Origin of the sequence: Sulfitobacter sp. TBRI5 (assembly GCF_051013555.1) — a bacterium.
Taxonomy (GTDB): Bacteria; Pseudomonadota; Alphaproteobacteria; order Rhodobacterales; family Rhodobacteraceae; genus JL08.
This window is the reverse complement of sequence record NZ_CP112884.1, coordinates 104421-127780: the sequence shown is the minus strand read 5'-3', so window position 1 is coordinate 127780 and position 23360 is coordinate 104421. Positions and strand designations below refer to the sequence as shown.

General features: G+C 57.2%; 25 protein-coding genes and 1 pseudogene. 12 read left to right on the top strand and 14 right to left on the bottom strand.

What is annotated here, in order from left to right:
* Positions 1 to 360 precede the first annotated feature (360 nt).
* Positions 361 to 1899 (bottom strand): recombinase family protein, encoded by a 1539-nt coding sequence (locus OLX72_RS00655; protein WP_433989544.1) that lies wholly within the window; start codon positions 1897 to 1899, stop codon positions 361 to 363.
* Between the two features lie 57 nt (positions 1900 to 1956).
* On the opposite strand from OLX72_RS00655, the pseudogene OLX72_RS00650 reads away from it, so the two are divergent.
* A pseudogene (locus OLX72_RS00650) lies at positions 1957 to 2205 on the top strand (MarR family transcriptional regulator); the annotation flags it as partial.
* Positions 2206 to 2227: 22 nt separating this feature from the next.
* On the opposite strand, the gene OLX72_RS00645 reads toward OLX72_RS00650, so the two are convergent.
* The 5 genes from OLX72_RS00645 to OLX72_RS00625 all read right to left on the bottom strand — a co-directional run bounded on the left by OLX72_RS00645 (position 2228) and on the right by OLX72_RS00625 (position 6498).
* Positions 2228 to 2938, bottom strand: a complete 711-nt coding sequence (locus tag OLX72_RS00645) for a DUF1194 domain-containing protein (protein ID WP_114869333.1) — start codon at positions 2936 to 2938, stop codon at positions 2228 to 2230.
* Positions 2939 to 2944: 6 nt separating this feature from the next.
* Complete coding sequence (locus OLX72_RS00640) at positions 2945 to 3628, bottom strand: DUF1194 domain-containing protein (protein WP_433989543.1); 684 nt, start codon at positions 3626 to 3628, stop codon at positions 2945 to 2947.
* A 32-nt stretch (positions 3629 to 3660) separates the two neighbouring features.
* Positions 3661 to 4089 (bottom strand): VOC family protein, encoded by a 429-nt coding sequence (locus OLX72_RS00635; protein ID WP_114869335.1) that lies wholly within the window; start codon positions 4087 to 4089, stop codon positions 3661 to 3663.
* A gap of 68 nt (positions 4090 to 4157) precedes the next feature.
* Positions 4158 to 5576: a tetratricopeptide repeat protein gene (locus tag OLX72_RS00630; protein ID WP_433989542.1), complete on the bottom strand. Its 1419-nt coding sequence runs from the start codon at positions 5574 to 5576 to the stop codon at positions 4158 to 4160.
* Positions 5557 to 6498: a thymidylate synthase gene (locus OLX72_RS00625; protein WP_162797924.1), complete on the bottom strand. Its 942-nt coding sequence runs from the start codon at positions 6496 to 6498 to the stop codon at positions 5557 to 5559. Before OLX72_RS00625 ends, OLX72_RS00630 begins: the two co-directional genes overlap by 20 nt.
* Positions 6499 to 6696: 198 nt before the next feature.
* Between OLX72_RS00625 and thyX the strand changes: the two genes are divergently transcribed.
* Entirely contained in the window at positions 6697 to 7605 is a 909-nt protein-coding gene (thyX, locus tag OLX72_RS00620; protein ID WP_433989541.1) for an FAD-dependent thymidylate synthase, read from the top strand.
* Entirely contained in the window at positions 7598 to 8722 is a 1125-nt protein-coding gene (locus OLX72_RS00615; protein ID WP_433989540.1) for an FRG domain-containing protein, read from the top strand. Before thyX ends, OLX72_RS00615 begins: the two co-directional genes overlap by 8 nt.
* A gap of 297 nt (positions 8723 to 9019) precedes the next feature.
* Here OLX72_RS00615 and OLX72_RS00610 read toward each other — a convergent pair whose 3' ends face one another.
* The gene (locus OLX72_RS00610) at positions 9020 to 9226 is read right to left on the bottom strand and encodes a cold-shock protein (RefSeq protein ID WP_433989539.1); all 207 of its coding nucleotides are present in this window, start codon (positions 9224 to 9226) and stop codon (positions 9020 to 9022) included.
* A 201-nt stretch (positions 9227 to 9427) separates the two neighbouring features.
* Between OLX72_RS00610 and OLX72_RS00605 the strand changes: the two genes are divergently transcribed.
* Both OLX72_RS00605 and OLX72_RS00600 read left to right on the top strand, forming a co-directional pair.
* Positions 9428 to 9745, top strand: coding sequence for an ArsC/Spx/MgsR family protein (locus OLX72_RS00605; RefSeq protein WP_433990488.1), 318 nt, complete (start codon positions 9428 to 9430; stop codon positions 9743 to 9745).
* Positions 9746 to 9788: 43 nt separating this feature from the next.
* The gene (locus OLX72_RS00600; RefSeq protein WP_433989538.1) at positions 9789 to 10157 is read left to right on the top strand and encodes a hypothetical protein; all 369 of its coding nucleotides are present in this window, start codon (positions 9789 to 9791) and stop codon (positions 10155 to 10157) included.
* Here the strand turns inward: OLX72_RS00600 and OLX72_RS00595 are convergent.
* From OLX72_RS00595 to OLX72_RS00570, 6 genes are all read right to left on the bottom strand, one after another.
* Complete coding sequence (locus OLX72_RS00595; RefSeq protein ID WP_433989537.1) at positions 10154 to 10708, bottom strand: DoxX family protein; 555 nt, start codon at positions 10706 to 10708, stop codon at positions 10154 to 10156. The two genes, OLX72_RS00600 and OLX72_RS00595, sit on opposite strands and share 4 nt — an antisense overlap.
* Complete coding sequence (locus OLX72_RS00590; RefSeq protein ID WP_433989536.1) at positions 10705 to 11463, bottom strand: HvfC/BufC N-terminal domain-containing protein; 759 nt, start codon at positions 11461 to 11463, stop codon at positions 10705 to 10707. Before OLX72_RS00590 ends, OLX72_RS00595 begins: the two co-directional genes overlap by 4 nt.
* Positions 11460 to 12317 (bottom strand): MNIO family bufferin maturase, encoded by an 858-nt coding sequence (gene bufB, locus OLX72_RS00585; protein WP_433989535.1) that lies wholly within the window; start codon positions 12315 to 12317, stop codon positions 11460 to 11462. The genes OLX72_RS00590 and bufB overlap by 4 nt, the downstream gene beginning before the upstream one ends.
* A 69-nt stretch (positions 12318 to 12386) precedes the next feature.
* A complete protein-coding gene (locus OLX72_RS00580) occupies positions 12387 to 12689 on the bottom strand; it encodes a BufA1 family periplasmic bufferin-type metallophore (RefSeq protein ID WP_433989534.1) in 303 nt (100 codons plus the stop codon).
* Between the two features lie 233 nt (positions 12690 to 12922).
* The gene (gene thrS / locus OLX72_RS00575) at positions 12923 to 14869 is read right to left on the bottom strand and encodes a threonine--tRNA ligase (RefSeq protein ID WP_433989533.1); all 1947 of its coding nucleotides are present in this window, start codon (positions 14867 to 14869) and stop codon (positions 12923 to 12925) included.
* Between the two features lie 100 nt (positions 14870 to 14969).
* On the bottom strand, positions 14970 to 15974 hold the full coding sequence (locus OLX72_RS00570; protein ID WP_433989532.1) for an Lnb N-terminal periplasmic domain-containing protein: 1005 nt from the start codon (positions 15972 to 15974) through the stop codon (positions 14970 to 14972).
* A gap of 163 nt (positions 15975 to 16137) precedes the next feature.
* On the opposite strand from OLX72_RS00570, the gene OLX72_RS00565 reads away from it, so the two are divergent.
* The 4 genes from OLX72_RS00565 to OLX72_RS00550 all read left to right on the top strand — a co-directional run bounded on the left by OLX72_RS00565 (position 16138) and on the right by OLX72_RS00550 (position 18823).
* Positions 16138 to 16884, top strand: a complete 747-nt coding sequence (locus OLX72_RS00565) for an alpha/beta fold hydrolase (protein WP_114869346.1) — start codon at positions 16138 to 16140, stop codon at positions 16882 to 16884.
* A gap of 24 nt (positions 16885 to 16908) precedes the next feature.
* On the top strand, positions 16909 to 17343 hold the full coding sequence (locus tag OLX72_RS00560; protein WP_114869347.1) for a VOC family protein: 435 nt from the start codon (positions 16909 to 16911) through the stop codon (positions 17341 to 17343).
* Positions 17344 to 17357: 14 nt separating this feature from the next.
* Complete coding sequence (locus OLX72_RS00555; protein ID WP_114872133.1) at positions 17358 to 17972, top strand: hypothetical protein; 615 nt, start codon at positions 17358 to 17360, stop codon at positions 17970 to 17972.
* Between the two features lie 140 nt (positions 17973 to 18112).
* Complete coding sequence (locus tag OLX72_RS00550) at positions 18113 to 18823, top strand: alpha/beta fold hydrolase (protein ID WP_433989531.1); 711 nt, start codon at positions 18113 to 18115, stop codon at positions 18821 to 18823.
* Between the two features lie 3 nt (positions 18824 to 18826).
* On the opposite strand, the gene phaZ is transcribed toward OLX72_RS00550, so the two are convergent.
* Positions 18827 to 20098, bottom strand: a complete 1272-nt coding sequence (gene phaZ, locus OLX72_RS00545; protein ID WP_114869349.1) for a polyhydroxyalkanoate depolymerase — start codon at positions 20096 to 20098, stop codon at positions 18827 to 18829.
* A gap of 111 nt (positions 20099 to 20209) precedes the next feature.
* On the opposite strand from phaZ, the gene OLX72_RS00540 reads away from it, so the two are divergent.
* The 3 genes from OLX72_RS00540 (at position 20210) to phaR (ending at position 23354) form a co-directional block, all read left to right on the top strand.
* Positions 20210 to 22039, top strand: coding sequence for a PHA/PHB synthase family protein (locus tag OLX72_RS00540; RefSeq protein ID WP_114869350.1), 1830 nt, complete (start codon positions 20210 to 20212; stop codon positions 22037 to 22039).
* A gap of 131 nt (positions 22040 to 22170) precedes the next feature.
* The gene (locus OLX72_RS00535) at positions 22171 to 22617 is read left to right on the top strand and encodes a phasin family protein (protein ID WP_114869351.1); all 447 of its coding nucleotides are present in this window, start codon (positions 22171 to 22173) and stop codon (positions 22615 to 22617) included.
* A gap of 179 nt (positions 22618 to 22796) precedes the next feature.
* Complete coding sequence (phaR, locus tag OLX72_RS00530) at positions 22797 to 23354, top strand: polyhydroxyalkanoate synthesis repressor PhaR (protein WP_114869352.1); 558 nt, start codon at positions 22797 to 22799, stop codon at positions 23352 to 23354.
* The last annotated feature ends 6 nt before the right edge of the window (positions 23355 to 23360 follow it).

The following is a 23360-nucleotide window of genomic DNA, read 5'->3' as shown; positions in this document are numbered from 1 at the left end:
CCTGCGTCCCCATCGGTCACAATCGACAAGTCCGGGGTGGCAGTACCCGTTGCAGCGTGATCATTAAGCTCGCTGAGTGCGGCTTCGAGCGGCATTTGTGTGGTAGCGCCTTGAGTCATTCCAGTTCACTTGCCTTTTCTTGTATTGGCCGAGGGCGATATTAAAGCACCCTTGTTTTGATGTCTGAAGCCGAACACGGAGGTTGTGAGATATCGATGCGGTGTGCAGCGCTCATCTTCCTACTGTTGTATTCGCTGGGAAAAACTTCGTGTTTTTGCAATGCATGGCATCACACGTGAGCGCAACACTAGAGTGCGGTTAGCTTGATTTTTCTGGATGGGCGACTAAGACCTCACTCGCTCACAGAAACATCAGCGCCGTATCACCGAGGTAGAGTTTCAATCCGTTCCTCAGTTTCACTTCAAGCATCACTTGCTTACCACGTCTACCATCCTCGCCTTCAACCCGCTCCTGCCGCCTTTCACCGCGTACAACGTCAACCCGCTCAATCACCCTCCGCACGATCTCATTGGCTTCCCATGGCTCCATCTGGGAGAGGTCTGTGGGGGTGTCCTGCAACGCCAGCGCCTGTCCCCTGCGGTGTTCCTTGAGGGCGGCTTGAGCCTCCTCTATGTCCGCCTGTGCCGCCATCATCAATCGTTCTGAGCCATTCCTCTCAGCGAACTCTAGAGAGGTATGAGCGGTCAACAGCGCAGCCTCCGACGCCTCTATCTCTGGCGTAGTGTCAGTCTTGCATGCAGCGACGACATCGGACCAACCCTCAAGGAATGGCCGCTCAATGACCTCCCTCTTAGCGACCCACTTGCGGGTGATGTTGTCCACATACGCAAAGGTGCCATCAGTGCTCTTGCGGCACACTGCACGGTTCCCTCCGGCCTTCTCATGGGACCAGATGACCCCCGTCAGAATGCCATGAGTTTTCCGCTTGGGGGACGTAAGAGCCTTCGCTTCATTCGTCTTTCCCCTGTTCATGTCCTGCAAACGCATCATCACACGCCGCTGCACATCCTCATCCACGATCCTTGGGAAGTACTCATCAATCTGGTCGAAAACCGTCCGGTCATTCTTCGTACCCTTGCCCAACTCAAGTATCCCGAAGGGTGCCTTGGACTTCACCAGCCGATAGATGTTGCCACTCGCAAACTCTTTTCCCCGTGGTGTCTTGATGCCTCTATCCCTGAAACCCTTAGCGATGCTCCACACGGTCTCACCATCAGCATACCGCTGGTACAACTCACGTGTAATCGCAGCCTGATCCTCAACGATCTCGAAGTGTCCATCATCCATGTCGCCAACCAACTTGACCCACGCTGGCACCGCACTGGACCGCTTCCGCTCACCAGCCTTCACCTTGGCTAAGTTCTTCTGCCAGCCATCCTTCACCCGAATGGACTTGATCTCGCTTTCCTCATTGGCTCGCTTGAACGTCAGAATGATCTCAATGCCCGTCATCATGTCGTCATCAAGGTGTTCCTTGGTGTAACGTCGCTCAGGGTTTAGTGTCACAACATCAACACCAGCATCCACGATGCTCTCAAGAAGGTTCCTAGCCCGTCGATACTTATCACGGCTAATACGATCCAAGCTCTCAACGATCAGCACAGCACCCTCAGGCACAGCACCAGTATCCACCGCCTCCTGAAACCTCGCCAGATCACCCACCGAGCTATTGTCGCCACGGTAAGCTGACATCCCAAGGTCTTCAAAGTTCTGATTGCTGAGCCGATAGCCGTTTGCTACCGCCCATTGCTTTGCCTTTTCGGTCTGCCGTTCAAGGCTCGCACCCTGCCGCTGTTTCTCGCTGCTGAACCTGACATAGCTAAACGCTATTGGCCTTGTGTCTCTTTGTGTGTCTTCCTGCGTGGTATCCGTGGGCATATGAAAGCCTCCAAAGCAATCGTCATCTACCCTCGCTATATCCTCTCCTAAGTTACAAACGTCAAGAAACTGGTGGAAATGGACTATATGCACCACCAGCGATGCGAGATCGATCGCAGGTCGGTGCGCGTCAGGCTGACCCGCAAGGGGCGCGACATTCGCGATATTGTCGGGGCATTGTTTGCGCGACATGCGGACGGGCTTGAAACCAAAGGCGTGCTGGGCGTTGATGGAATCGAAGAAATCACGATGTCCCTGAAACGGATGGAACGGTATTGGACGGATCAGATCCGCTACATTTACTAGATCTACGGGGCAGGGGCAGGGCTTACCGGCTGGACAGGGCAAGACCCTGCAATTCGCGCAAAAGCTTGCGCACCATCGCGTCTTCAAAATCCTCGAACCCCAGCGCTGTCTGCACAAACGCATCTGGCCCGACGATCACATAGGCGCGAAAATAGGACGAGATTTCCGCAATATCGACCTGGCGCGCATCGCTGATCTTTGGCGCATCCGCGCCGATCACCAGCGCATTGATCGTGATGCCGCCACGCTGCAATCTGTCCGATACAGCGCGCGGGTGCGGCCCGATATTCGATTTGCCATCGCCCGAAATATCAAGTGTCCGTTTCCAGCAGGTCGATTGCTGGCGCAGCAGATCAGTGCCAAACAGCATCGTCTCGCCAAGTGATGTGCCCGGTGTGGACACGATGCGCTGCGTTAAACGCAACCGTGCGGCAATGCTGTCAATCTGGGCGTCACTTTCGATATATGTCCAGCCCAGTAACATGCGCTGATCCTGCGCGCCGCTCCATTCATAAATCGCCAGCGAAACTGGTGCCGACGGCATCGCCAGCAAAGCGCCGCGCACATCGGGATGCGACAGTGCGCCCGCCAGACCATCCAGTTGCAACCGGTATTCCCGCGCATCCACCGATCCCGAAACATCCAGCGCCAGCGCCAGTGCCTGCCGGCATTGTGCCACCGCCATCTGACCCCAAAACGCCAGAACAAAAGCGGCAAACACGATGCGGCGCATCCCCGTTCACCCCGGAATGTCGGGCGCAGGCGCTGACAGATTGCCAATTGTCCGGGCAGAAACCTCGCGTTCCAGCTTGCGCCGCATGGCGTCCTTGTAATCTTCGAAACTGTGCGCCTGTTCCAGAAACGCCCCCGGACCACGCAGAACCTGATCCTGATAGAACCGGATCACGTCCTGCCCGTCCGACGTATCCGGCGTGGCGATCACCAGACCATTCACGGTGACACCCTCGAACGGGAACGCGCCATAGGCCGTATCGGGCATGAACCCTTCGTTGTTTACGCCATCCCCCGCCATATCCAGCGTGCGAAACAGGCAGGTCGGGCCGCGCCGCAGCAGGCCCGCGCCATATCCCAGCGCATAGCCCATGGCGGTTGGAAATTCGATTTCGCTGCGATCAGACCGCTGGATCGCAAGGGCGATATCCTGCAGCGTTTCAGGGCCTGTCACCATCTGCCAGTCGACCAGCAGCGACTGATTGTACCGTCCGCTCCATTCAAAAACCGCCAGCGCCACCGGCAGGTCCGCGCCAAAAAACGCGGCCTGCACATCGGGCGAGATTAATGCGGCAGCCAGACCGCTGCGCTGCAAACGGTCTTCGGCCTCGTCCACCGATGATGACACATCAATCGCCAGAACAAGCGCCAGCCGACAATCCACAGCCTGCGCCGGCCCGCCCGCCAGCATGGCGCAAACGGCGCCTTTCAAGAGGCGCGGTATTACCAATGGCCGGTGTTTTCCATGCTGGCCCAAGGTTCGACTACCTCAAGCGCATCGCCGTTCTGCAGCAACTCGACCGAGATGTTATCCGGCGAGCGTACAAAGGCCATACGCCCGTCGCGCGGTGGGCGGTTGATGGTTACGCCGTTGTCCATCAGGTGCTGACAGGTTTCAAAAATATTGTCGACTCCGTAGGCCAGATGGCCGAAATGGCGGCTGTCGCTGGGCAAAGCGTCATCGCCATCCCAGTTATACGTCAGCTCAAGCGGGCATTCCTCTTGTCCCGGCGCTGCCATGAACACGTTGGTGAAACGCCCCTGTTCAGAATCCCAGCGCCGTGTTTCCCGCAAACCCAGCAGTTCGTAAAACGCCATCGATGTTTCCAGATCCTTGACGCGGACCATGGTGTGCAAATATTTCAAACCCATAAAAAAACTCCTTCTGTTCGTGTTGAACCTAGCACAGCCCGCGCTGTGATCCAGCGCGATCCACGGTTTCAGAACTTGGAGCGGATACCCATCGACACCGACAGTTCGCGCGTATCAAAGCGGCTGACATTTGACCGGCTTTTGCCTGCCTGGAACCGCATGGTCGGGGCAAACCCGGCATAATCGATCCCGCGAAACAAAAGGGTTACATCTGCCAGCACGGATTCATCCTGTCGCCCGCCGGGGACCGAGATGAACCCGACATTGAACGCATCGTAATCGGAATACCCAAAGGTGATACCGGCACTGACTTCGACCGGGCCAACCGGGTTGGCAAAACTATAGGACGCCCGCAAAGCCGTTGTGTTGAAGTCGTTGTTTATATTGACGGAATTGACATCGCGCAGGGTCAGATCAACGCTGACGGCATCGCCATTTGCAAGCCGCTGGAAATACCTTGCGCCCAGCCCGTAGATGTCTGCATCCTGCGAGGCCGGATCAATCCGCGACCTGCTTTCATAAAGTCCGCTCACGGTAACGCCGCTTTGCGCATTCAACCGCCACCCGCGCAACGCAGTGACCCGTCCGAAATCATAAGATTCCCGCCCCCCCGACCAGAATCGGCCCGCCGCCGCCTCGACCGATCCGAACCCGTCAGAGCCTATCGCAAAATCGTGTCGTAAAGAGGTTTCGGCATAGGTGCTGTCAAAATCGTCATCCGAAGCCATCGGCGCCTGCGATCGCGCGTCATCGGACAATCGCACCTCTTTGATGTACAGCCGCCCGCCCCATGTTGTCGTGCTTCTGCCATCCCCGCGCAGGCGGTATCCGGTTGAAATATCCAGCGTCCCGATCACACCGCTCAGCGCTTGCGCATCCGGGCTTAGGATGCCGGTCGCGGGAACGCCGTCGATGATGTTAAGGCCGGTATCGGCCCCGTTGTTCACGTTGTCGGACGGGCGCAGACCCACCCCGATCTGGAATGACCAGGGGTTCAGCGCGCGCACCTGTGCGTATTCACGGCCGATCTGGCTCTCTATCTCCTCGGTCGGGGCGTGCTGAACGGCGCGCCGCATCCAGATTTGTGTCAGCGTCGGGCGCCCTTCGGCATAGGACAGTTGCGCCGCCAGTTGCGCGGCTTCGAACTTGCGCCCGGGATTTTGGGTATAGCGATAGGCCTGCGATGCCGCCTTGCGGCCCTCGCGCAGGTTTCGTTTCTGCGAATAGGCCACGGCCATCACGAAATGCGCGAAAGCATCGTTCGGGTCGGCCTGCAACAACCCGCCAGCCACTTGCAACGCAATGTCGGGATCACCGGCCTTGAGCGCCTGTTCGGCAACGATACGGGCCTGATCCAGCGACAGGGTGACGGTTTGCGCTGTGTCCTGCGCCGCAAGCGGCGGCGTCAGGGCGACAGTAAAACAAGCGGCAATCAGGTAGACAGCGTTCCGAATGGCCTGAGCAGGTTTACGGACAGGCCGGATCATCGCCAGGCTTGCCACACTGGATCAGGACAAAGACACCGCGTTCGCGTTCGGTGCCGTTGGCGATGCCTGCATCGTCAAAAAACTGGTCCAGAGAAATGACGCCGCCCACGGCCGCCGCGTCTGTGCCACCGAACACGCCGCCGAATGCACCGATGCTGCGGCTCGGATCTCCGTCATATTCGACATTGCCCAGAAACGTGCCATCGGCCGCGATGTTGCCTTCGACCAGTACGATTGTCGGCAGGGCGGTTGCCGTATCAACCAATGTGCGGCCCGACACGTTGCCGTTCACCGAATCGTCGGTGAAATCAACGTTCAGGAAAATCTGACCGGTGGTGCGGGCCGATTGTGCCGGAAGGTCTGACAGCACCGCGCCAACGGGCGGGGGCAAAAGGTTCGGGCCACCGGGTGCTTCAAGGTTGGTCACGCCCGCATAATTACCGGCGTAAGTTACAAGGCCGGATGGCGATGCCACCCCACCGGGGGGATCATAGGCGCCGGTGCGCTGATAAAACGCCCCCGAAAAGAAGCGGTTGAACTGTCCGCCATCGGAGACGGCGCCAGCTTTGACAGAGGTGCCGGGATCGGTGCTTTCCGCGACAAGGGCGGTAAAATGCCGGTTCGCCCAATCTTGCTGGTAGGTGAAGGCCTGATAGTTCCCGATATCAAGCCCGGGCGTACGCACATAAGGGGCGATAAGCGTCCCGGCATCCAGCGACGTCAGTTCAAGCTGCAAAGTGCCGTCTGCGGGATTGTAAATTGCCGATTGCAGGTTGCCGGCCAAAACTTCGGGAATGCCGTTCGTGCTGTCGTCGGGAATTTCACCCGGCGCACCGCTTCCGGGTGGCGGGGTATCAAACGGGTTGCCGTCGCCACAGGCTGCCAGCGCCGCCAAAAGTGCCACACTCATCCAAACGCGCATGATCTGCCCCTAATCCGTTTTTTTACTTTGGGGCAGATTCCATTGGGGCGCTGCAAAAGTCAACGCTGTTGCAGTGTAATAAGAAATCAGCGTGGCCGATAAATTACCATCATATTGCGGTTCACGCAGGGGCAACAGCTATATACAGTAGGGCGCAAATAGATTCTGTAACAGAACCTGCGGATCAGGAGAATGAAGATGTCGCTAAGCCCCGAACAACAGGCCGAGATTGATGCCCAGCGCAGTGCGCCCACGCCAACCCTGCGCACCGTCGCACCGGGAATCGAGGCGCATTTGTACAGCGCAATTCCGGTTCTGGATCACGGGTTTGTCCGTGTAATCGATTACATGGGCGATGATGCCGCGATCTGTCAGGCGGCGCGGGTCAGCTATGGCAAGGGCACCAAATCGGTGCAGAACGATGCCGGACTGATCCGCTATCTGATGCGCCACTGGCACTCCACTCCGTTCGAGATGTGCGAGATCAAGTTGCACGTGAAACTGCCGGTGTTCGTTGCGCGCCAGTGGATCCGCCACCGCACCGCCAACGTGAACGAATATTCCGCGCGCTATTCCATTCTGGATCGCGAGTTTTACATCCCAGCGCCTGAACATATCAACGCGCAGTCGGTGGTGAACAATCAGGGCCGCGGTGCCGTGCTGCAAGGGGAAGAGGCCGCGCGCGTTCTGGAAATCCTCAAGGCGGACAGCACCCGCGCCTATGACAATTACGAGGCGATGATTTCACAGGACGGACAGGACGGGCTGGCGCGCGAATTGGCCCGCATGAACCTGCCCGCCAACATCTACACGCAATGGTACTGGAAGGTCGATCTTCACAACCTGTTCCATTTCCTGCGCCTGCGCGCAGATGCCCACGCGCAATACGAAATCCGTGTCTATGCCGATGCGATCTGCAACGTGGTCGCCGACTGGGTGCCCGCCGCCTACGGTGCCTTCGAAGACTACCGCATGGGCGGCGCACAGCTAAGCGCGACCGCGCTGGACTGTGTAAAGCGGATGCTGAAGGGCGAGACGGTGACGCAGGAAAACTCCGGCATGAGCAAAGGGGAATGGCGGGAGTTTGAGGGGGTTATTGGTGGGTGACGAAAACAACTCCTCCTTGGCTGGTCAGTGGCTTGGCAAAAGCAATGGTGATCCAAGTGCTGAGGTGTTGTTGGATGTCGATGCCGAAGACGGCGCCGCTTCAGGCATAGCTTACTTGTTCCCAGACGGTGATTTAATCCCATCCTCCTTAGCGCGCATTCGAACTGAAGATGGAATCTCAAGTTTTGATCTTGATACAATCGTTACCCATTTCTACTCAAATGATGGAAGAGTGCCAACTTGGGATGAATTGGGCAACAGATTTCCAGATGTCACGTTTCCAGAAAACGTGAACTTATCATTTAATAAATACGACTCACACGAAATGGAAGTGACTTGGAAAACACCCGCTGGCACTTACGGAAAAGCCAAGCTTAGTCGTACCACGGCTAGAAAAGACTCTGAGATTGACCCGATTTTAGAAGTAAAAGATTGGGATAGTTTTCAAAGATTTGTTACATCTGATCCAAAAAAACGCCTGATCTTTCGCGGCCAAGCCCGGCCTTGGCCGTTAACGACCAGTTTCCATCGCTCGAAAAGAAGAGATCTTAAAAGGTATTTGGACCAAGACATTCCAAGATTACATCAAGCTCTCAGCGCACGAACAAAACATCTTTTTGATCGCAAAAATCCGCTGGAAAATGGCGCTTTTCTGAACCTTGCTCAACATCACGGCTATCCGACACCGTTACTCGATTGGACATACTCACCCTTCGTCGCAGCTTACTTTGCCTTTTCTGGGGTTGTTTTCGGAAGTTCGGAAAGGGTAGTGCGCGTTTTTGTTTTCGATCAAGCAGCCTATCGAGCGAGTCTTTTTCAGCATGAAAATTTGACTTTTGTAAAACCGCATTTTTCGATTATTGACACATTGGCTATTGAAAACGAACGTGCCATTCCCCAACAAGGGCTGCTGGCATTAACAAATGTTGAGGATATCGAACGATTTGTAAGGGCTAAGGAAAGTTTTTCTGGTCAGTATCTAAGGGCAATCGATTTGCCCGTTTCAGAAGCAGAGAAAGCTCTAAATGATTTGAGATTAATGGGCATAACCAAGGCGACTCTATTTCCTGGAATTGAGAGCATTTGCGAAGAATTGAGGAACCTGTATTTTTCTTAACGCTCACGACTACAATTGAAATTTGTTGCCCAATCTCCGATTGGGCAGCGCCCGAACCGCCCCCGTTGTGCCGAAGGCGCGCCTGCGGCGTGATGCGGGCGCTTACGCCCACCCCTCGGTTCGGGCGCTGCGCACTATTTAGAACGCAAACCCAATGCGCACACCTCAATTACATCACCGCCACACCGCAGCGCAGCAGTCACACCCCTTGTTCATGAAATCATCCGGCGACACTTCACCTGTGCCCGGCCCCCAGTATCCAGAGGCCGGCCCGATCCTGTCGCCGTTTTGGAAAGGTCAGAGCGGTTTGATATCGCCGGCCATCTGCCGTCCGTCACGCCCGTCTTCCAGCTCGTAGCTGACCTTTTGATTGTCCGCCAGTCCGGTCAGTCCGGACCGCTCCACAGCCGAAATGTGCACAAACACATCCTTGCCGCCATCTTCGGGTTCGATAAATCCGAACCCTTTTGTTGTATTAAACCACTTCACGGTGCCTGTTGGCATCACGTGTCTCCTTCTTCCCTTAACGCCCGCACCATCACCCGATGCAGGCAAACTAAGTGGCGGGCACGCGCCGCACCGCAACCGGCAGGGCGTTACCACATCCACGATCTGAATGATTGCACGGTAATTCTAAAAATCAAGCGAAACGGGATGCAATCGCCCGCCGTGCTGCTATTTTGGGCATCAGATAACGGGGGCGTGATGATACTCTACGGGCTGAAAAACTGCGACACCTGCCGCAAGACATTGAAAGAATTGCCAAATGCCGATTTTGTCGATGTCCGCGCCGATGGCGTGCCCGCCGATGTGATGGCCCGCGCGCATGAGCAATTTGGTGCCGCTTTGCTGAACACGCATTCCACCACATGGCGCGCGCTGGATGAGGATACGCGCCAAACCCCGCCGCTGGCATTGCTGGCCGCCCACCCCGCGCTGATGAAACGCCCGCTGATCGTGGCGGGGGACACGATGTATCTGGGCTGGGGGCCTGATGTGCGCGCCGCCCTTGGGATTGCGTGACCGCGCCCTTATGTAAGGCACCCGAAACAGACACGAGGCCCCGATGCGCAACGCAGCTTTGACCCTTGGCATTATCGCCGGACTGACCGGCATGATCGTCGGGTTTTTCAGTTTCGGCTATGTCGAAGCCATCGAAAAATACGGCGAAATCGAAGGCTTGGCCGAACAGGTCGCCAATGTCGGGCTGGTGCAGGTGGTGGCAATCCTGTCGCCGATGCTGGCGATTGCCGGCGGCGCAATGGCGCGCGCCCGCGCACTGGCGGGCGGGCTGCTGATGGGCCTGTCAGCGGTGGGGATGTACGCGGCTTTCGGCTTTAACGTGTTCACGATGTTCCCCATCGCCTTTGCCAGCCTGGGCGCGGTTCTGGGCATCACCGCCGGTCAGCCTGACGAGCCCAAGGCGCATTTCTAGGCGGCGTCTTTTGGTAACAACGAGCGATCCACCGAAATCGGACCCGCACCTTTGACCACAAGGATCAGCAGCAGCATGATCCAGAACGCCCGCTGGTCCATGATCACGCCATCTGGAAACCGGTCAAACCACGCGCCCAGCGTTTCGGGATGATCAATGCCGCCGTGGCCGTAAAGATCGGTCAGTGATTGCACCACGATGAACCCGATCATGCCAAGCGCCGAAAGCCGTGTCAGCAACCCGATCACGATCAGCGCGGGCAGGATGAATTCGGCCCAGGTGCCGGCCACAACCACCGCCCAGTGAAAGAAACCGAACGCGTCGGTGTCATATCCCACCGCTTCGAAGGCGCGGGGAAAGATTTGCGCATAGGCCCCGGTTGACGGCTGGAACAGGCCCATGAACCCATCGCCCAGCTTGGTCAGGCCCGAGACCCAGAAATACATCAGCAGCGTGGCGGCAAAAACGAACCGGGCCAGCGTGGGCAACAGCCAGTCGGCCCTGTCAAGCCTGCCGAAAATCGCAGTGTGCAAAGAAATAAGCGCGTTCATGGGATGTCCTTTGAAATAATATCTGTCATGGCATTGCCCTGCACCAGCAGCCCAAGTGCCATGCCAAGATCAAAATTCGGGTTTTCCTTCAGGGCGATATCATGCGCCGCCCCGAACGTATGGTCTGATAGCGCGGCAATCCACGCGGCGCCGCCTGGGGGCAGAAGATGGGGCGCGGGATCAAATTCGGGCCGTGTGATCAGAACATCCTGCGCACCTGCCTGCGGTTTCGGTGCGTTTTCTTCTGTGTTGTAGCGCCAGATATCAAATATCGGCCAGTCCGAGCGTACCAGACGCACCGCCGGGGCCAGCCGGATTTGCGCTGCCATCAGGGTTTCGGGCGAGATGGTTTGCAGCATGGCGGGATCAACCGGCTGCGCATCCGCCGCGTGATAAGACGCGCGCAACGCCAGTTCCAGCCGCGCCACATCCTCCAGATACCCCAGATGCGTTACAGGGGCGAACCCTGCCAGAAAATCGGGAAAATCCTGTCCGTACTGCATCATCAGGGGCGATTGCGGCGGATGCGCGCGCAGATAGATCGCGGCGATACCGTCAAAGTTCTCTGGCCCCAGCAATTTCGCGATCACCGGAAATCCTGTGGCCAGCGCTTCGCCCAGCGACACGGCAATATTGTTGCGATAGACGTTATAGCGGCGCCCGGCGGGGCGGTTCCGCCCGTCTGTCAGGCCGTCCGGCACAGGGTGCGCGGCATCCAGCAAGGCGGCGTGAAACGCTGTCTGGTCGGGGATCATGCCGGCAGCTTTTCAAGCGCGGCCTGCGCCCTTGCCGCTTCGGCACGCAACACCGGCCAGTCGGGCACGTCATTGTCCCATTCCACCAGCACGGGGCGCGGGCCTGCGCGGTCCAGCGTATAGTCCAGCAACGCCCATACCGGATCGGCGATCGGTGCGCCGTGGCTGTCGATCAGCAACGGTGCGCCGTGATCATCCATGTCTTCGTCATGCCCGCCCAAATGGATTTCGCCAACCTGATCCAGCGGAAACGCATCGATATAGGCGCGCGCGTCCAGTTCCAGATTGGTGGCCGAAACAAATACGTTGTTCACGTCCAGCAACAACCCGCACCCGGTGCGCGCCGCAAGTTCGCGCAGGAAGTCGGTTTCCGACCATGTCGATGCCTTGAACGCCAGATAGCTTGACGGGTTTTCCAGCAGCATCCGTCGCCCCAGAACGTCCTGCACCTGATCAATGTGGGATGCGACGCGGGCCAGCGTGTCGTTGGTATAGGGCAGGGGCAGCAGATCGTTCAGGAAATGGCTGTCATGGGTGGACCATGCCAGATGTTCGGAAAAGCTGGCCGGATTAAGCCAGCCCACCAGATGTTTGAGCCGGGCAAGATGGTCCTGATCCAAAGGCCCTTCGCCGCCGATGCTAAGCCCGACGCCGTGTACGGACATGGCAAACCGCTCTGAAAGGTGTTTGAGTTGCGCGATCGGACGACCGCCGTCGCCCATGTAATTTTCGGCGTGGACTTCAAGCCAGCGCACATGGCCCGGATCATCCTGAATATCGCTGAAATGCTGCGGCTTGTAGCCGATGCCCGGCGCAGCCGGCAGGCGGTCAAATCGCGATGCGGTGTCCAGCATGTTCAGGCCTTTCTTGCGTGGGGCAAGGCACCAGCTGCCTTACCCCGCTTTTTGTGATTGTACCTGATCTTAGGCCGGCAGGTCACGCTCCAGCGCTTCCAGCGATCCTTTGCGCGGTGTGCCGTCAGCTTGCGCAGGCAATTCCAGTTCGGTGCATGTGCCAGCTTCCACCAGCGACCACGCGTTGCCCTGATAATCGACAACAGATGACCCGGCGCAGGTTGTGCCAGGTCCGGCGGCACAATCGTTTTTGCCTGCCAACGACACGCCAAAGCATTTTTCCTTGGATGCGGCAGACACGGTTGTTGCTGTCGATGCCAGTGCAGTGGCGACGGCGCCTGCGACGGCCAGAGTTTTGAAAGCTGTAGACATTTTGCAGTTCCTTCTGTTGTTGGACTAAGCGAAGTGTTCGCCATTTCTTGTTGTGAAACATTGATATCCGGCCACGGCATCGGTTTCCACTCACGAGGCTGTGTCTCACGTGCGTGTTAAAGTGTGTGAGAAGTCCTGGCACGGCAACGCTTTGAAATATGGTGAAGATTCGCCTGGGTGTTTCAATCCGGCCGGGCCATGCCGACCGGATTGCGCCAAATTCTTGCGAATTGTTACAGCAGATCGGGCGGTGTCGCGGCCGTCTTCAGCGTCTTTGTTACATCCGCCAGCGGCTCGACGCTGGTGTGTTTTTCGCCCAGACGGCGTACTGTTACGGTGCGCTCGGCCACTTCGCGGGCGCCGACAGCCAGAATGACAGGCACTTTGCCAACCGAATGTTCGCGCACTTTGTAATTGATCTTTTCGTTGCGCACATCGGCCTCGGCGCGCACGCCGGCGGCGGTCAGTTGCGCCACAACTTCGTGGACGTAATCATCCGCATCCGAAATGATCGAGGCCACGACAACCTGACGCGGGGCCAGCCAGAACGGCAGCTTGCCCGCATGTTCTTCGATCAGGATACCGATGAAACGTTCGAATGATCCCAGACACGCGCGGTGCAACATGTAAGGGCGGTGCTTGGCACCGTCTTCACCGATATAGGTGGCACCCAGCCGTTCCGGCAGGTTGGGATCGACCTGAAAGGTGCCGCACTGCCACTCACGACCGATCGCGTCAGTCAGTTTGAAGTCCAGTTTCGGTCCGTAAAACGCGCCTTCACCGGGGTCGAGCGTATAGGCGTTTCCGGTAGCCTTGATTGCATTTTCAAGCGCATTTTCAACGTGGTCCCAGCTTTCCTCAGTACCCACGCGTTTTTCCGGCCTTGTTGCAAACATGATCTCGAATTTCTCAAATCCGAGATCCTTGTAAACTGATGACAAAAACGCGATGAACTTGGCGCATTCCGCCTCGATCTGGTCCTCGGTACAGAAAATATGTGCGTCGTCTTGAGTAAACCCGCGCACCCGCATGATTCCATGCAACGCACCAGAAGGCTCGTATCGAGTGCACGACCCAAACTCGGCCAACCGCAAAGGTAAGTCTCTGTAGGATTTCAGGCCCTGATTGAAAATCTGCACATGGCAGGGGCAGTTCATCGGTTTAAGAGCGTTGATGGCTTTCTCGCGCGCGTGCTCTTCGTCGACTTCGACGATGAACATGTGCTCCTGGTACTTGTCCCAATGCCCGGACGCTACCCATAGCTTTCGGTCGACGACTTGAGGCGTGTTGACCTCTTGATAGCCGTCAACGCGCTGCTTGCGCCGCATGTAGTTTTGTAGTTCCGTGTAAACCGTCCAGCCGTTGGGGTGCCAGAAAATCTGCCCCGGTGCTTCTTCCTGCATGTGGAACAGGTCCATCTCGCGGCCAAGCTTGCGATGGTCGCGCTTGGCGGCCTCTTCCAGCATGTGCAGGTGCGCCTTGAGCTGTTCCTTGTTGGTGAACGCGACGCCGTAAATCCGCTGCAACATCGCGCGGTCGCTGTCGCCGCGCCAGTAGGCGCCGGCGATGCTCATCAGTTTGAACGCGTCACCCGGAACCTGACCGGTATGTTGCAGGTGCGGCCCGCGGCACAGATCCTGCCAGTGGCCGTGCCAGTACATGCGCAACGGTTCGTCGCCGGGAATGGCGTCGATCAGTTCGACTTTGTAGGGTTCGTTATTGGCCTTGTAGAACTTGATGGCGCGCTCGCGGTCCCACACTTCCGTGGTGACGGGATCGCGTTTGTTGATGATCTCTTTCATCTTCTTTTCGATCAGGCCCAGATCTTCGGGGGTGAACGGTTCGGACCTGTCGAAATCGTAATACCAGCCGTTTTCAATCACCGGGCCGATTGTGACCTTGGTATCAGGCCAGATTTCCTGCACCGCGCGCGCCATGATGTGCGCCAGATCGTGGCGCACCAGTTCATTGGCCTGCGCCTCGTCCTTCATGGTGTGAATGGCGATACTCGCATCCCTTTCAATCGGCCATGCCAGATCGTAATGCGCGCCATCGACGGTGGCGGAAATGGCTTTTTTCGCCAGAGACGGGGAAATATCGGCAGCCACCTGCAACGCGGTGATACCTGCGTCATAGGACCGTGCATTGCCATCGGGAAGGGTAAGTTGGATTTGGGCCATGTCGGGCCTCCTCGTCGGTTTGGCGCCTACGAGACGCCCGGTTGCGGGTTATGTTCGCGCGCTGTGTGGCGACAGATTGCGGGTAAGTCAACCGGTACGGTTACCGCGCCGGTGTCGGAACCCCGACACGGATCGCCTGTGAATAGCCGGACGTCAGCCCAACCTCCTGCGCGCGTTCGTCAATATGGGATAGCGCGCGCAATTGCTCCATCGGCACCCGCGTGTCCAGCGCGCCCTGATCATAGGCAAAATCGGGCAGGTAGCCGTTAAGCAGCAACCGCCAGTCCAGCGGGATGTTCACGCCGATGGCGCGCACCATGCGAAACACGGTTGTGGTGCAGTTGGTGGTGACAGAGTTGTAGAATTGCGGTGTTGCCGCCAGCAAATTGGCATCGCGTACGTATTCTTCCAACAGGGTGCGCGCCACAAGGGGAGATGTGTTCAACCGGTAAAGCTGCACGTCTTCTCCCCGGATGTTAGAGCGCACGCCCACCACATCGCGTTCTTCGGCGGCGACAAGAACCAGAGTGTTCGCCTTGAAAAAATCCGCCAGCGGGGAAAAACCGCCATCCACTTCGCGCCGCACTTCGACGGACCACGCCAGATAACGCCCGTCCTGAAACCCGAAGCTGACAATGAAATGGGCGATTTCCGGCCCGTCCCAGTGGGACAGAAACAGATCGACGCCTTCCAGTGTCGTCAGATCATAGCTGCGCTGCACCCAGTTTTGCGTCTTGTCGTCTTCGCTGCGCCATTCAAAATCGCGCACATCGTTCAGGGTCAGTATATCTCCGTCGATTTCCCCGGTGACCTGCCGCGCCACGTCCGGGGCCCAATTGCCATCGGCAGGGGGTTCGATCGACTCCCACCAGATGAAGATAAGCGCCATCGCAAAGGCAAACATCGCAAGCGAGCGCGTCGGGCGTTTGCCAAACTGGGCTGCCAGCGTGGTCAGGCCCAGCAGGCCCACACCCCCCGCCGCAATCATGCGGGCCGTTTCTTCCATCGGAAGGCGAAACCACAGGGCAAGGCCCGACCACACGGTCAGCCCCGCCACCAGCAACACAAGGATGCCGACGAAAATGATTTTACCGACAAGTCGCATGGCCTGTCCCCTGTTCTGCCCGATTAGACACCGGCGCGGGTTTTGCCCCTTTTTTACCGGTTTTTGGCTGTCTTGATATACCTCGCCACATTTTCGGCCATATCGCAATGAAGAATTGCGGTCAGGCCGGTCACGTGCATGATGGCGGCAAAAGGAGAAACCGATGCCTGCCACCACATTTCTGGAGACCGATCAGGGCCGCACGCTGGCCTATCATCTGACCCAGGGGCGGGGGCCGTGCATCGTGTTTCTGGGGGGGCTGAAATCGGATATGGAAGGCACCAAGGCGGTCCACCTTGAAGCATGGGCCAGAGCGCAGGGGCGGGCGTTCTTGCGGTTTGATTATTCCGGGCATGGCGAATCCTCGGGCCGGTTCACAGACGGGTGTATCGGCGATTGGGCGCAAGACAGCCTTGCTGCCGTCACCGCCCTGACCACCGGGCCGCTGGTGCTGGTCGGATCGTCCATGGGCGGGTGGCAATCGCTTTTGCTGGCGCGCGCCATCCCCGAAAGGATCGCCGGTCTGGTCACGATCGCCGCCGCGCCGGATTTTACCGAAGACGGGTACTGGGCCGGTTTCAGCGATGCCCAAAAGGCCGCATTGGACAGTGTCGGCCATGTGGAACTGCCCTCTGACTATATGGAGCCCTACATCATCACCAAACGGATGATCGAAGACGGGCGAGACCAGTTGGTGTTGCGCGCACCGCTTGCCCTGCCTTTTCCGGTGCGGTTCCTGCAAGGCACCCAAGACACCGCCGTCAGCACGCAAACCGCCCTGCGCCTGCTGGATCACGCAATTGGCCCCGATATGCGCCTGACGCTGGTGAAGGATGCGGATCACCGGTTTTCTGACGATGTGTGTCTGGATTTGATCGTGTCCGCCGTCAACGATGTGCTGGCGGATTAGCATACTGCGACAAGGAAGACGGACATGGACCAGCGGATTAGCCTGATTACCCTCGGTGTGCGTGACATTGCTGTTTCGCAGGCATTTTACTCCGCCCTTGGATGGGAACAGGCCGATGCAGAAGGCGGCATTGTGGTGTTCGATCTGATCGGTCAGACGCTTGGGCTTTATCCGCTTCAGGCGCTGGCGGATGATATCGGCTTGCCGGTTGATCACTTGGGCCACGGCGCGAAAACACTGGGGTATAATTGCCGTCGCAAGGATGAGGTGGCAGAAGTTCTGTCTGCAGCAGAAAACGCAGGCGCGCGCATCCTGAAAGCCGCATCAGACGTGTTCTGGGGCGGGCACCAAAGATATTTCGCCGATCCCGATGGCCACATCTGGGAGGTTGCGTTCAACCCGTTTTCGCCCTTGTCCGACAAGGGCGCATTCCGCTGGGCGGGGTATCCGGAACAATGAAACCGCCCGCCAGCATGAGAAGCCTTGAAAATTTCGGGCGCACCCGTTTGAGCAAACATTTTTTCATGCGCGATTTCCTTTATTCCGAAATCGGCAATTTCCACAGTATTCCAAACCTGCCGGACAATCCCGATCTGGCGATCAAGGCGGGCAAAATATTGTGCACAGAACTGCTGGACCCGCTGGAAGAAACCTTTGGCCGCATCGCGATCCGTTCGGGGTTTCGCAGTCAGGTGCTGAACCGGTATGGCAACGAAAACAATCTGAACTGTGCGCGCAACGATGCCAATTACGGGCACCACATCTGGGATGTGCTGGACAATGGCGTGATGGGGGCAGGCACATCGCTGGCGATCCCGTGGTTCGCCGACCAGTATGATCAAGGGCGGGACTGGCGCGATCTCGCGTGGTGGATCCATGATCATCTGCCCTATTCGCATATGTATTTTTTTCCGAAACTCGCCGCATTCAACCTAAGCTGGCGCGAGGTGCCGCGCCGCACGATTTCAAGCTATATCGCGCCCAAGGGAAAGCTGCTGGCGGCCGGGGCATCGCCTGATGAGCCGATCGATGAACGCCGCGCGCGCTATGCCGATTTTCCACCGTTTCGCGGCATAGCCTATCCCTGATCCACATTTTTCTGCCGACAGGCTGGCTTGGCCTTGCCTGCGGTCGGCGCATTGGTCAATGTGGCGTCAAGAAGACCCCAAAAATGACGGGCCGCAGGACACAGCATGATTTCCCCAATCCTTTCTAATCGCGGCTGGCCATGACCGAACCTGTCGTTTTTCTGCCCGGAATGATGTGTGACGCCCGTGTGTTCGGCGCGCAAATACTTGATTTGTCGGGGCAGACGCCGGTGATGGTGGCCCCCATCACCAAAGGCGAACGGATCGAGGAGATTGCATCGTCCCTGCTGGATGCCTTGCCCGCCAAATGCGCGCTGGTCGGGTTAAGCATGGGGGGCATCGTCGCGATGGAGCTTTTGCGCCGCGCGCCAGAGCGGGTTTCGCGGATCGCGCTGATATCGACCAGCCCGCTTGATGACACGCCCCAGATATCCGCCGCGCGCGAGCCCCTGATGGTGCGGGCCAAAGCAGGACGGCTTGAGGATGTGATGGCTGAAACACTGCAGCCCGAATACCTTGCCCCCGGTCCCAAACGGGTAGAAGTGTTATCGATTGTAAAAGAGATGTCGCAGGCGCTGGGCCCGGATGTGTTCATACGCCAGTCGCGCGCCCTGCAGCGGCGGCGCGATCAGCAAAGCACGTTACGCAAATGCAAGGTTCCCGCGCTGATCATGTGCGGCGCGCACGACCAGCTTACGCCGGTCAAACGCCACAGTTTCATGGCCGAACTGATCCCGAATGCGCAGTTGCAGATCATGGAACATTCCGGCCATCTGCCGCCGCTGGAACAACCCGACGCGGTCACTCAGGTGTTGCGGGACTGGCTGAAAATGCCGTTTATCCTGCGCTGACTTTCAGGCCGCCGCGTTCTTGTTCGCGGCTTTCTTGGATGGTTTGCCGCTGTTGGCGTCGATGAAATCCAGAACCAGCGGGCGGATGTTGTTGCGCCAGCTTTTGCCTGCGAAAATGCCGTAATGGCCCGCTTCGGGTTCTACATGGCTGGCTTTTTTGCTGTCGGGTAGGCCGGTACACAGATCAAGCGCGGCAATGCACTGGCCGGGAGCGGAAATATCATCCTTGGCCCCTTCGACGGTTTTGACAGCAACCGTCGTGATCTTGCCGATATCCACCTGCTTGCCCGCAACGATAAATTCGTTCTTGGCGATTTCGCGGTCTTTGAAAATCCGTTCAACCGTGGACAGGTAGAATTCGGCCGGCATATCCATCACGGCAAGGTATTCATCATAAAACCGGTTATGGGCGTCGTGATCGGATGCTTCGCCTTTGGCGACCCGTTGAATCTGATCCACAAAGGCCTGCCCGTGGCGTTCGCTGTTCATCGACATGAACGAGGCAAGCTGCAGCAAACCGGGATACACCATGCGGCCCACGCCGGGATACTTGAACCCGACCCGCTGGATCATGGTTTCTTCCAGCTGGCCCATCGTCACGCGGCGGCCGAAATCTGTAACGTCTGTCGGTGTCGCATCGGGATCAATCGGGCCACCGATCAGGGTCAGCGAGCGGGGCTGCGCATCCGGGTCCTGTTCGGCCAGATAGGCGGTGGCGGCCAAGGTCAGCGGGGCGGGCTGGCATACGGCAATCACATGTGTGTCCGGTCCCATTTCGCGCATGAAGTCGACCAGATACAATGTGTAGTCTTCGACATCGAATTTTCCGGCGCTGACGGGAATATCGCGCGCATTGTGCCAGTCGGTGATGTAGACTTCGCAATCGATCAGCAGGCTTTTCACGGTCGAGCGCAGCAGCGTGGCATAGTGGCCCGACATCGGCGCAACCAGCAAAACCTTGCGCGGGCGCGGCTTGCGGCCATTGATGTTGAAATGGATCAGATCGCCGAACGGGCGCGATACGATGGTTTCGACATTAACCAGATGGTCCTTGCCGTCTTCGCCGGTAAAGGTGCGAATGCCCCAGTCCGGTTTCACCGTCATACGCTGGAACGTGCGTTCCGTCACTTCGCCCCACGCGGCGATCATGTTCATCATCGGATTGGGAAACATCGAAAACGCAGGGTAGGATGCCATCGCCAGCGCCGAGGCCCCCATCCACTGGTTGGTGTTCCGGATCGTTTCCATCCAGTCATATGTGACCATGTAGCGCATCAACCATCTCCTTGCTTGATCGCGAACCACGTCCGGATCATACGTCGCTTTGCCCCGCAGCGAATGCGGCGCTATGCTGCACAGCAGCGACGTTAAGGGGGATTCGGCAAGATGACAACACGAGACAATGACGCGGGCAATACGATCGGCACGGAAGGTGGCGAAATTGCAGCAGAAAATCTGGAAAAGCTGACCGAGAACCTGACCAAGGTGGAAGAGCTGTCAAAGCGTTTGATCAACGCAATGTCACAGAAGAAGCCAAGCAATCCCGCCCTAAGCGCGCCGGATCAGGAGCTTTTCAGCAAAGCGGCCACGGCCTACTGGACGCAGGCGATGCACAATCCGGCTAAGTTGCTGGAGCATCAGCTGGAGTTCTGGAGCAAATCGGTCAAACATTATGTCGAAGCGCAACATATCTTGAGCCATGGCAAATTCGAGGCCCCCGCCGATCCCGGCCCGAAAGACCGCCGCTTTTCAAACCCGCTGTGGGACACGCATCCCTATTTCAACTTTATCAAGCAGCAATACCTGATCAATTCCGAAGCTCTGAAGCAGGCCGTTGCACAGGCCGGCGATCTGGATCCGGTTGAACAGCGCCGTTTGACCTATTTCACCCAGCAGATCGTCGATATGATGGCGCCCACCAATTTTCTGGGCACAAACCCCGATGCGCTGGAAAAGGCCATCCAGACCGAAGGCAAATCGCTTGTCGACGGGCTGGAAAACCTTGTTGCCGATCTTGAGGCGAACAATGGCGAACTGGTTGTGCGTCTTGCAGACGAAAAAGCATTTGAACTGGGGCGCAACATTGCCACGGCCGAAGGCAGCGTCATTTACCGTAACCGGATGATGGAACTGATCCAGTATTCGCCCACCACGAAAGAGGTTCACGAAGTTCCGCTGATCATCTTTCCGCCCTGGATCAACAAATTCTATATTCTGGATCTCAAGGCGCAAAACAGCCTGATCCGCTGGATCACCGATCAGGGCTATACCTTGTTTGTAGTCAGCTGGATCAACCCCGACGCGAAATACAAGGATGTCGGGATGGAGCAGTATATCGAAGAGGGATATCTGACCGCCATTCGCGAGGTCAAAGCGATCACCGGTCAAAAACAGGTCAACACGGTCGGCTATTGCATCGCGGGTACTACGCTGGCGCTGACGCTGTCGCTGTTGAAACAGCGCGGTGACAAATCGATCAAGTCGGCAACCTTCTTTACGGCGCTTACCGATTTTTCGGATCAGGGCGAATTTACCCCGTTCCTGCAAGACGATTTCATAGACGGTATCGAGGCCGAGGTAGCCGACAAAGGCATGCTGCCTTCATTCGTGATGGCACGGACCTTCAGTTTCCTGCGCTCGACCGACCTTATTTATACACCCGCGATCAAAAGCTACATGATGGGCGAGGCCCCGCCGGCATTTGATCTTCTGTACTGGAACGGCGACGGTGCGAACCTGCCCGGCAGGATGGCGGTGCAATATCTGCGCGGTCTTTGCCAGAACAACGCACTGGCCGAAGACGGGTTTGAATTGTTCGATACCAAACTGCATCTGAAAGATGTCGATGTGCCGCTGTGTTCCATCGCGTGTGAAACCGATCATATCGCGGCATGGAAGGATTGTTATCGCGGGGTCCAGCAGATGGGATCCAAGAACAAGACCTTTATCATGACCCAGTCGGGCCATATCGCTGGCATCGTCAATCCGCCCACAAAAAACAAATACGGCCACTATACCAATCCTGATCTGGATCTTGATCACGATGCCTGGCTGAAAGGCGCGGATTTCCACGAAGGATCATGGTGGCCCCGGTGGGAAGGGTGGCTGGCGAAACGGTCCGGCAAGATGGTTTCGGCCCGAAAAGTCGGGGATTCGGATCATCCTGTTCTGGCCGCAGCGCCGGGAACCTATGTGGAGATCAAGGCAAGTTCTTGATTTCAATAATATTTTAATATTTATGCTGCGATGCAGCAAAAAATACTTGAAATGCTGCGCCGCAGCAAGTATATCCTTGTCATCAAGACGAAACGGGGCTGGCCCGGACATAGAGACAAAGGATTAAGACAATGGCTAAAGCACAAGACATGACAGCAGTTCTGAAAGACATGATGGGCGCATTCCCGGTCGACACAGCTGCAATGGAAGACGCATTCAAGACAACAGCATCGCTGAACGAAAAACTGTCGGGCGTTGCTCTGAACGCTGCTGAAAAATCCACCGAGATTTCCAGCAAATGGACAAAAGACACTCTGGCCAAACTGGCTGAAATGTCGAAAGTCAAAGCAGAGCCTGCCGATTACGCCAAAGCAATGACCGATTTCGCATCCGCTTCTGCCGAAGTTGCTGCTGAAAACATGGCCGCTTTCGCTGAAATCGCGAAAAAAGTTCAGATGGACACAGTTGAGCTGATGATGGCCGCTGGCAAAGACATCTCGGAAGATGCAACTGCCGCAGTCAAAAAAGCCACAGGCGAAGTGACTGCAGCTGCCAAGAAAGCTGCAACTGCAAAATAAGAACGCTGATCAGCGTTCTTCCTCCCGAGGACGCGATTGCGGGGGCGAACCTTCTGGTTCGCCCTTTCTTTTTTGCAGACTGACTTAAATCAAAGGTCCGCCAGTACGACACGCTCTTTCAATTCCACCGCACCTGTCCTAGGCTATGCCGCAGTGCTGCATTTGGGAAAGGTTGGCGCGTGACACAGACAGATAAACCCCTGCTCATCAAAAGATACGCAAGCCGACGGCTGTATAACACCGAAACCAGCGATTACGTGACGCTGGAAGATATCGCAGGATTCATCCGCGCCGGACGCGAGGTGCAGATCGTGGACCTGAAATCCGGCGACGACCTGACGCGCCAGTACCTGCTGCAAATCATTGCCGAACACGAAAGCCGCGGTGAAAGCGTATTGCCGATTGATGTGCTGACCGATTTAGTGCGCAGCTACATGCTGCCGGGCGGGTCTGTGGTGCCGCAATTTCTGCAAGCGTCATTTGACATGCTGCGCGATGGCCAATCCAAAATGGTTGAAAACATGACCACTCTGAACCCGATGGCGAAAATGCCCGGGTTTGATGCGATGCAGGCACAGCAAAAGGCATTCATCAAGGCCATGACAGGCGGCATGTCTGACAAATGGACCGGCGCTGCCTCTGGCCCCGCACCGGAAGAGGCGGAAGAAACCGAAGACCTCGATGCGATCAAAAAGCAGCTGGCCGAACTTCAGGAAAAGCTGTCGCGCCTGAAGTAACTGACG

What these genes read in the sequence shown, in the direction of transcription:
- OLX72_RS00570 (WP_433989532.1), bottom strand. Translation starts at nt 15,974, where the DNA reads ATGCGACTTGTCGGTAAAATCATTTTCGTCGGCATCCTTGTGTTGCTG.
- OLX72_RS00555 (WP_114872133.1), top strand. Translation starts at nt 17,358, where the DNA reads ATGAGAAGCCTTGAAAATTTCGGGCGCACCCGTTTGAGCAAACATTTT.
- OLX72_RS00560 (WP_114869347.1), top strand. Translation starts at nt 16,909, where the DNA reads ATGGACCAGCGGATTAGCCTGATTACCCTCGGTGTGCGTGACATTGCT.
- phaZ (WP_114869349.1), bottom strand. Translation starts at nt 20,098, where the DNA reads ATGCGCTACATGGTCACATATGACTGGATGGAAACGATCCGGAACACC.
- OLX72_RS00590 (WP_433989536.1), bottom strand. Translation starts at nt 11,463, where the DNA reads ATGATCCCCGACCAGACAGCGTTTCACGCCGCCTTGCTGGATGCCGCG.
- OLX72_RS00635 (WP_114869335.1), bottom strand. Translation starts at nt 4,089, where the DNA reads ATGGGTTTGAAATATTTGCACACCATGGTCCGCGTCAAGGATCTGGAA.
- thyX (WP_433989541.1), top strand. Translation starts at nt 6,697, where the DNA reads ATGTCGCTAAGCCCCGAACAACAGGCCGAGATTGATGCCCAGCGCAGT.
- thrS (WP_433989533.1), bottom strand. Translation starts at nt 14,869, where the DNA reads ATGGCCCAAATCCAACTTACCCTTCCCGATGGCAATGCACGGTCCTAT.
- OLX72_RS00655 (WP_433989544.1), bottom strand. Translation starts at nt 1,899, where the DNA reads ATGCCCACGGATACCACGCAGGAAGACACACAAAGAGACACAAGGCCA.
- OLX72_RS00565 (WP_114869346.1), top strand. Translation starts at nt 16,138, where the DNA reads ATGCCTGCCACCACATTTCTGGAGACCGATCAGGGCCGCACGCTGGCC.
- OLX72_RS00595 (WP_433989537.1), bottom strand. Translation starts at nt 10,708, where the DNA reads ATGAACGCGCTTATTTCTTTGCACACTGCGATTTTCGGCAGGCTTGAC.
- OLX72_RS00645 (WP_114869333.1), bottom strand. Translation starts at nt 2,938, where the DNA reads ATGCGCCGCATCGTGTTTGCCGCTTTTGTTCTGGCGTTTTGGGGTCAG.
- OLX72_RS00605 (WP_433990488.1), top strand. Translation starts at nt 9,428, where the DNA reads ATGATACTCTACGGGCTGAAAAACTGCGACACCTGCCGCAAGACATTG.
- OLX72_RS00625 (WP_162797924.1), bottom strand. Translation starts at nt 6,498, where the DNA reads ATGCGCGTTTGGATGAGTGTGGCACTTTTGGCGGCGCTGGCAGCCTGT.
- OLX72_RS00640 (WP_433989543.1), bottom strand. Translation starts at nt 3,628, where the DNA reads ATGCTGGCGGGCGGGCCGGCGCAGGCTGTGGATTGTCGGCTGGCGCTT.
- OLX72_RS00610 (WP_433989539.1), bottom strand. Translation starts at nt 9,226, where the DNA reads ATGCCAACAGGCACCGTGAAGTGGTTTAATACAACAAAAGGGTTCGGA.
- OLX72_RS00600 (WP_433989538.1), top strand. Translation starts at nt 9,789, where the DNA reads ATGCGCAACGCAGCTTTGACCCTTGGCATTATCGCCGGACTGACCGGC.
- OLX72_RS00630 (WP_433989542.1), bottom strand. Translation starts at nt 5,576, where the DNA reads ATGATCCGGCCTGTCCGTAAACCTGCTCAGGCCATTCGGAACGCTGTC.
- OLX72_RS00580 (WP_433989534.1), bottom strand. Translation starts at nt 12,689, where the DNA reads ATGTCTACAGCTTTCAAAACTCTGGCCGTCGCAGGCGCCGTCGCCACT.
- OLX72_RS00550 (WP_433989531.1), top strand. Translation starts at nt 18,113, where the DNA reads ATGACCGAACCTGTCGTTTTTCTGCCCGGAATGATGTGTGACGCCCGT.
- bufB (WP_433989535.1), bottom strand. Translation starts at nt 12,317, where the DNA reads ATGCTGGACACCGCATCGCGATTTGACCGCCTGCCGGCTGCGCCGGGC.
- OLX72_RS00535 (WP_114869351.1), top strand. Translation starts at nt 22,171, where the DNA reads ATGGCTAAAGCACAAGACATGACAGCAGTTCTGAAAGACATGATGGGC.
- OLX72_RS00540 (WP_114869350.1), top strand. Translation starts at nt 20,210, where the DNA reads ATGACAACACGAGACAATGACGCGGGCAATACGATCGGCACGGAAGGT.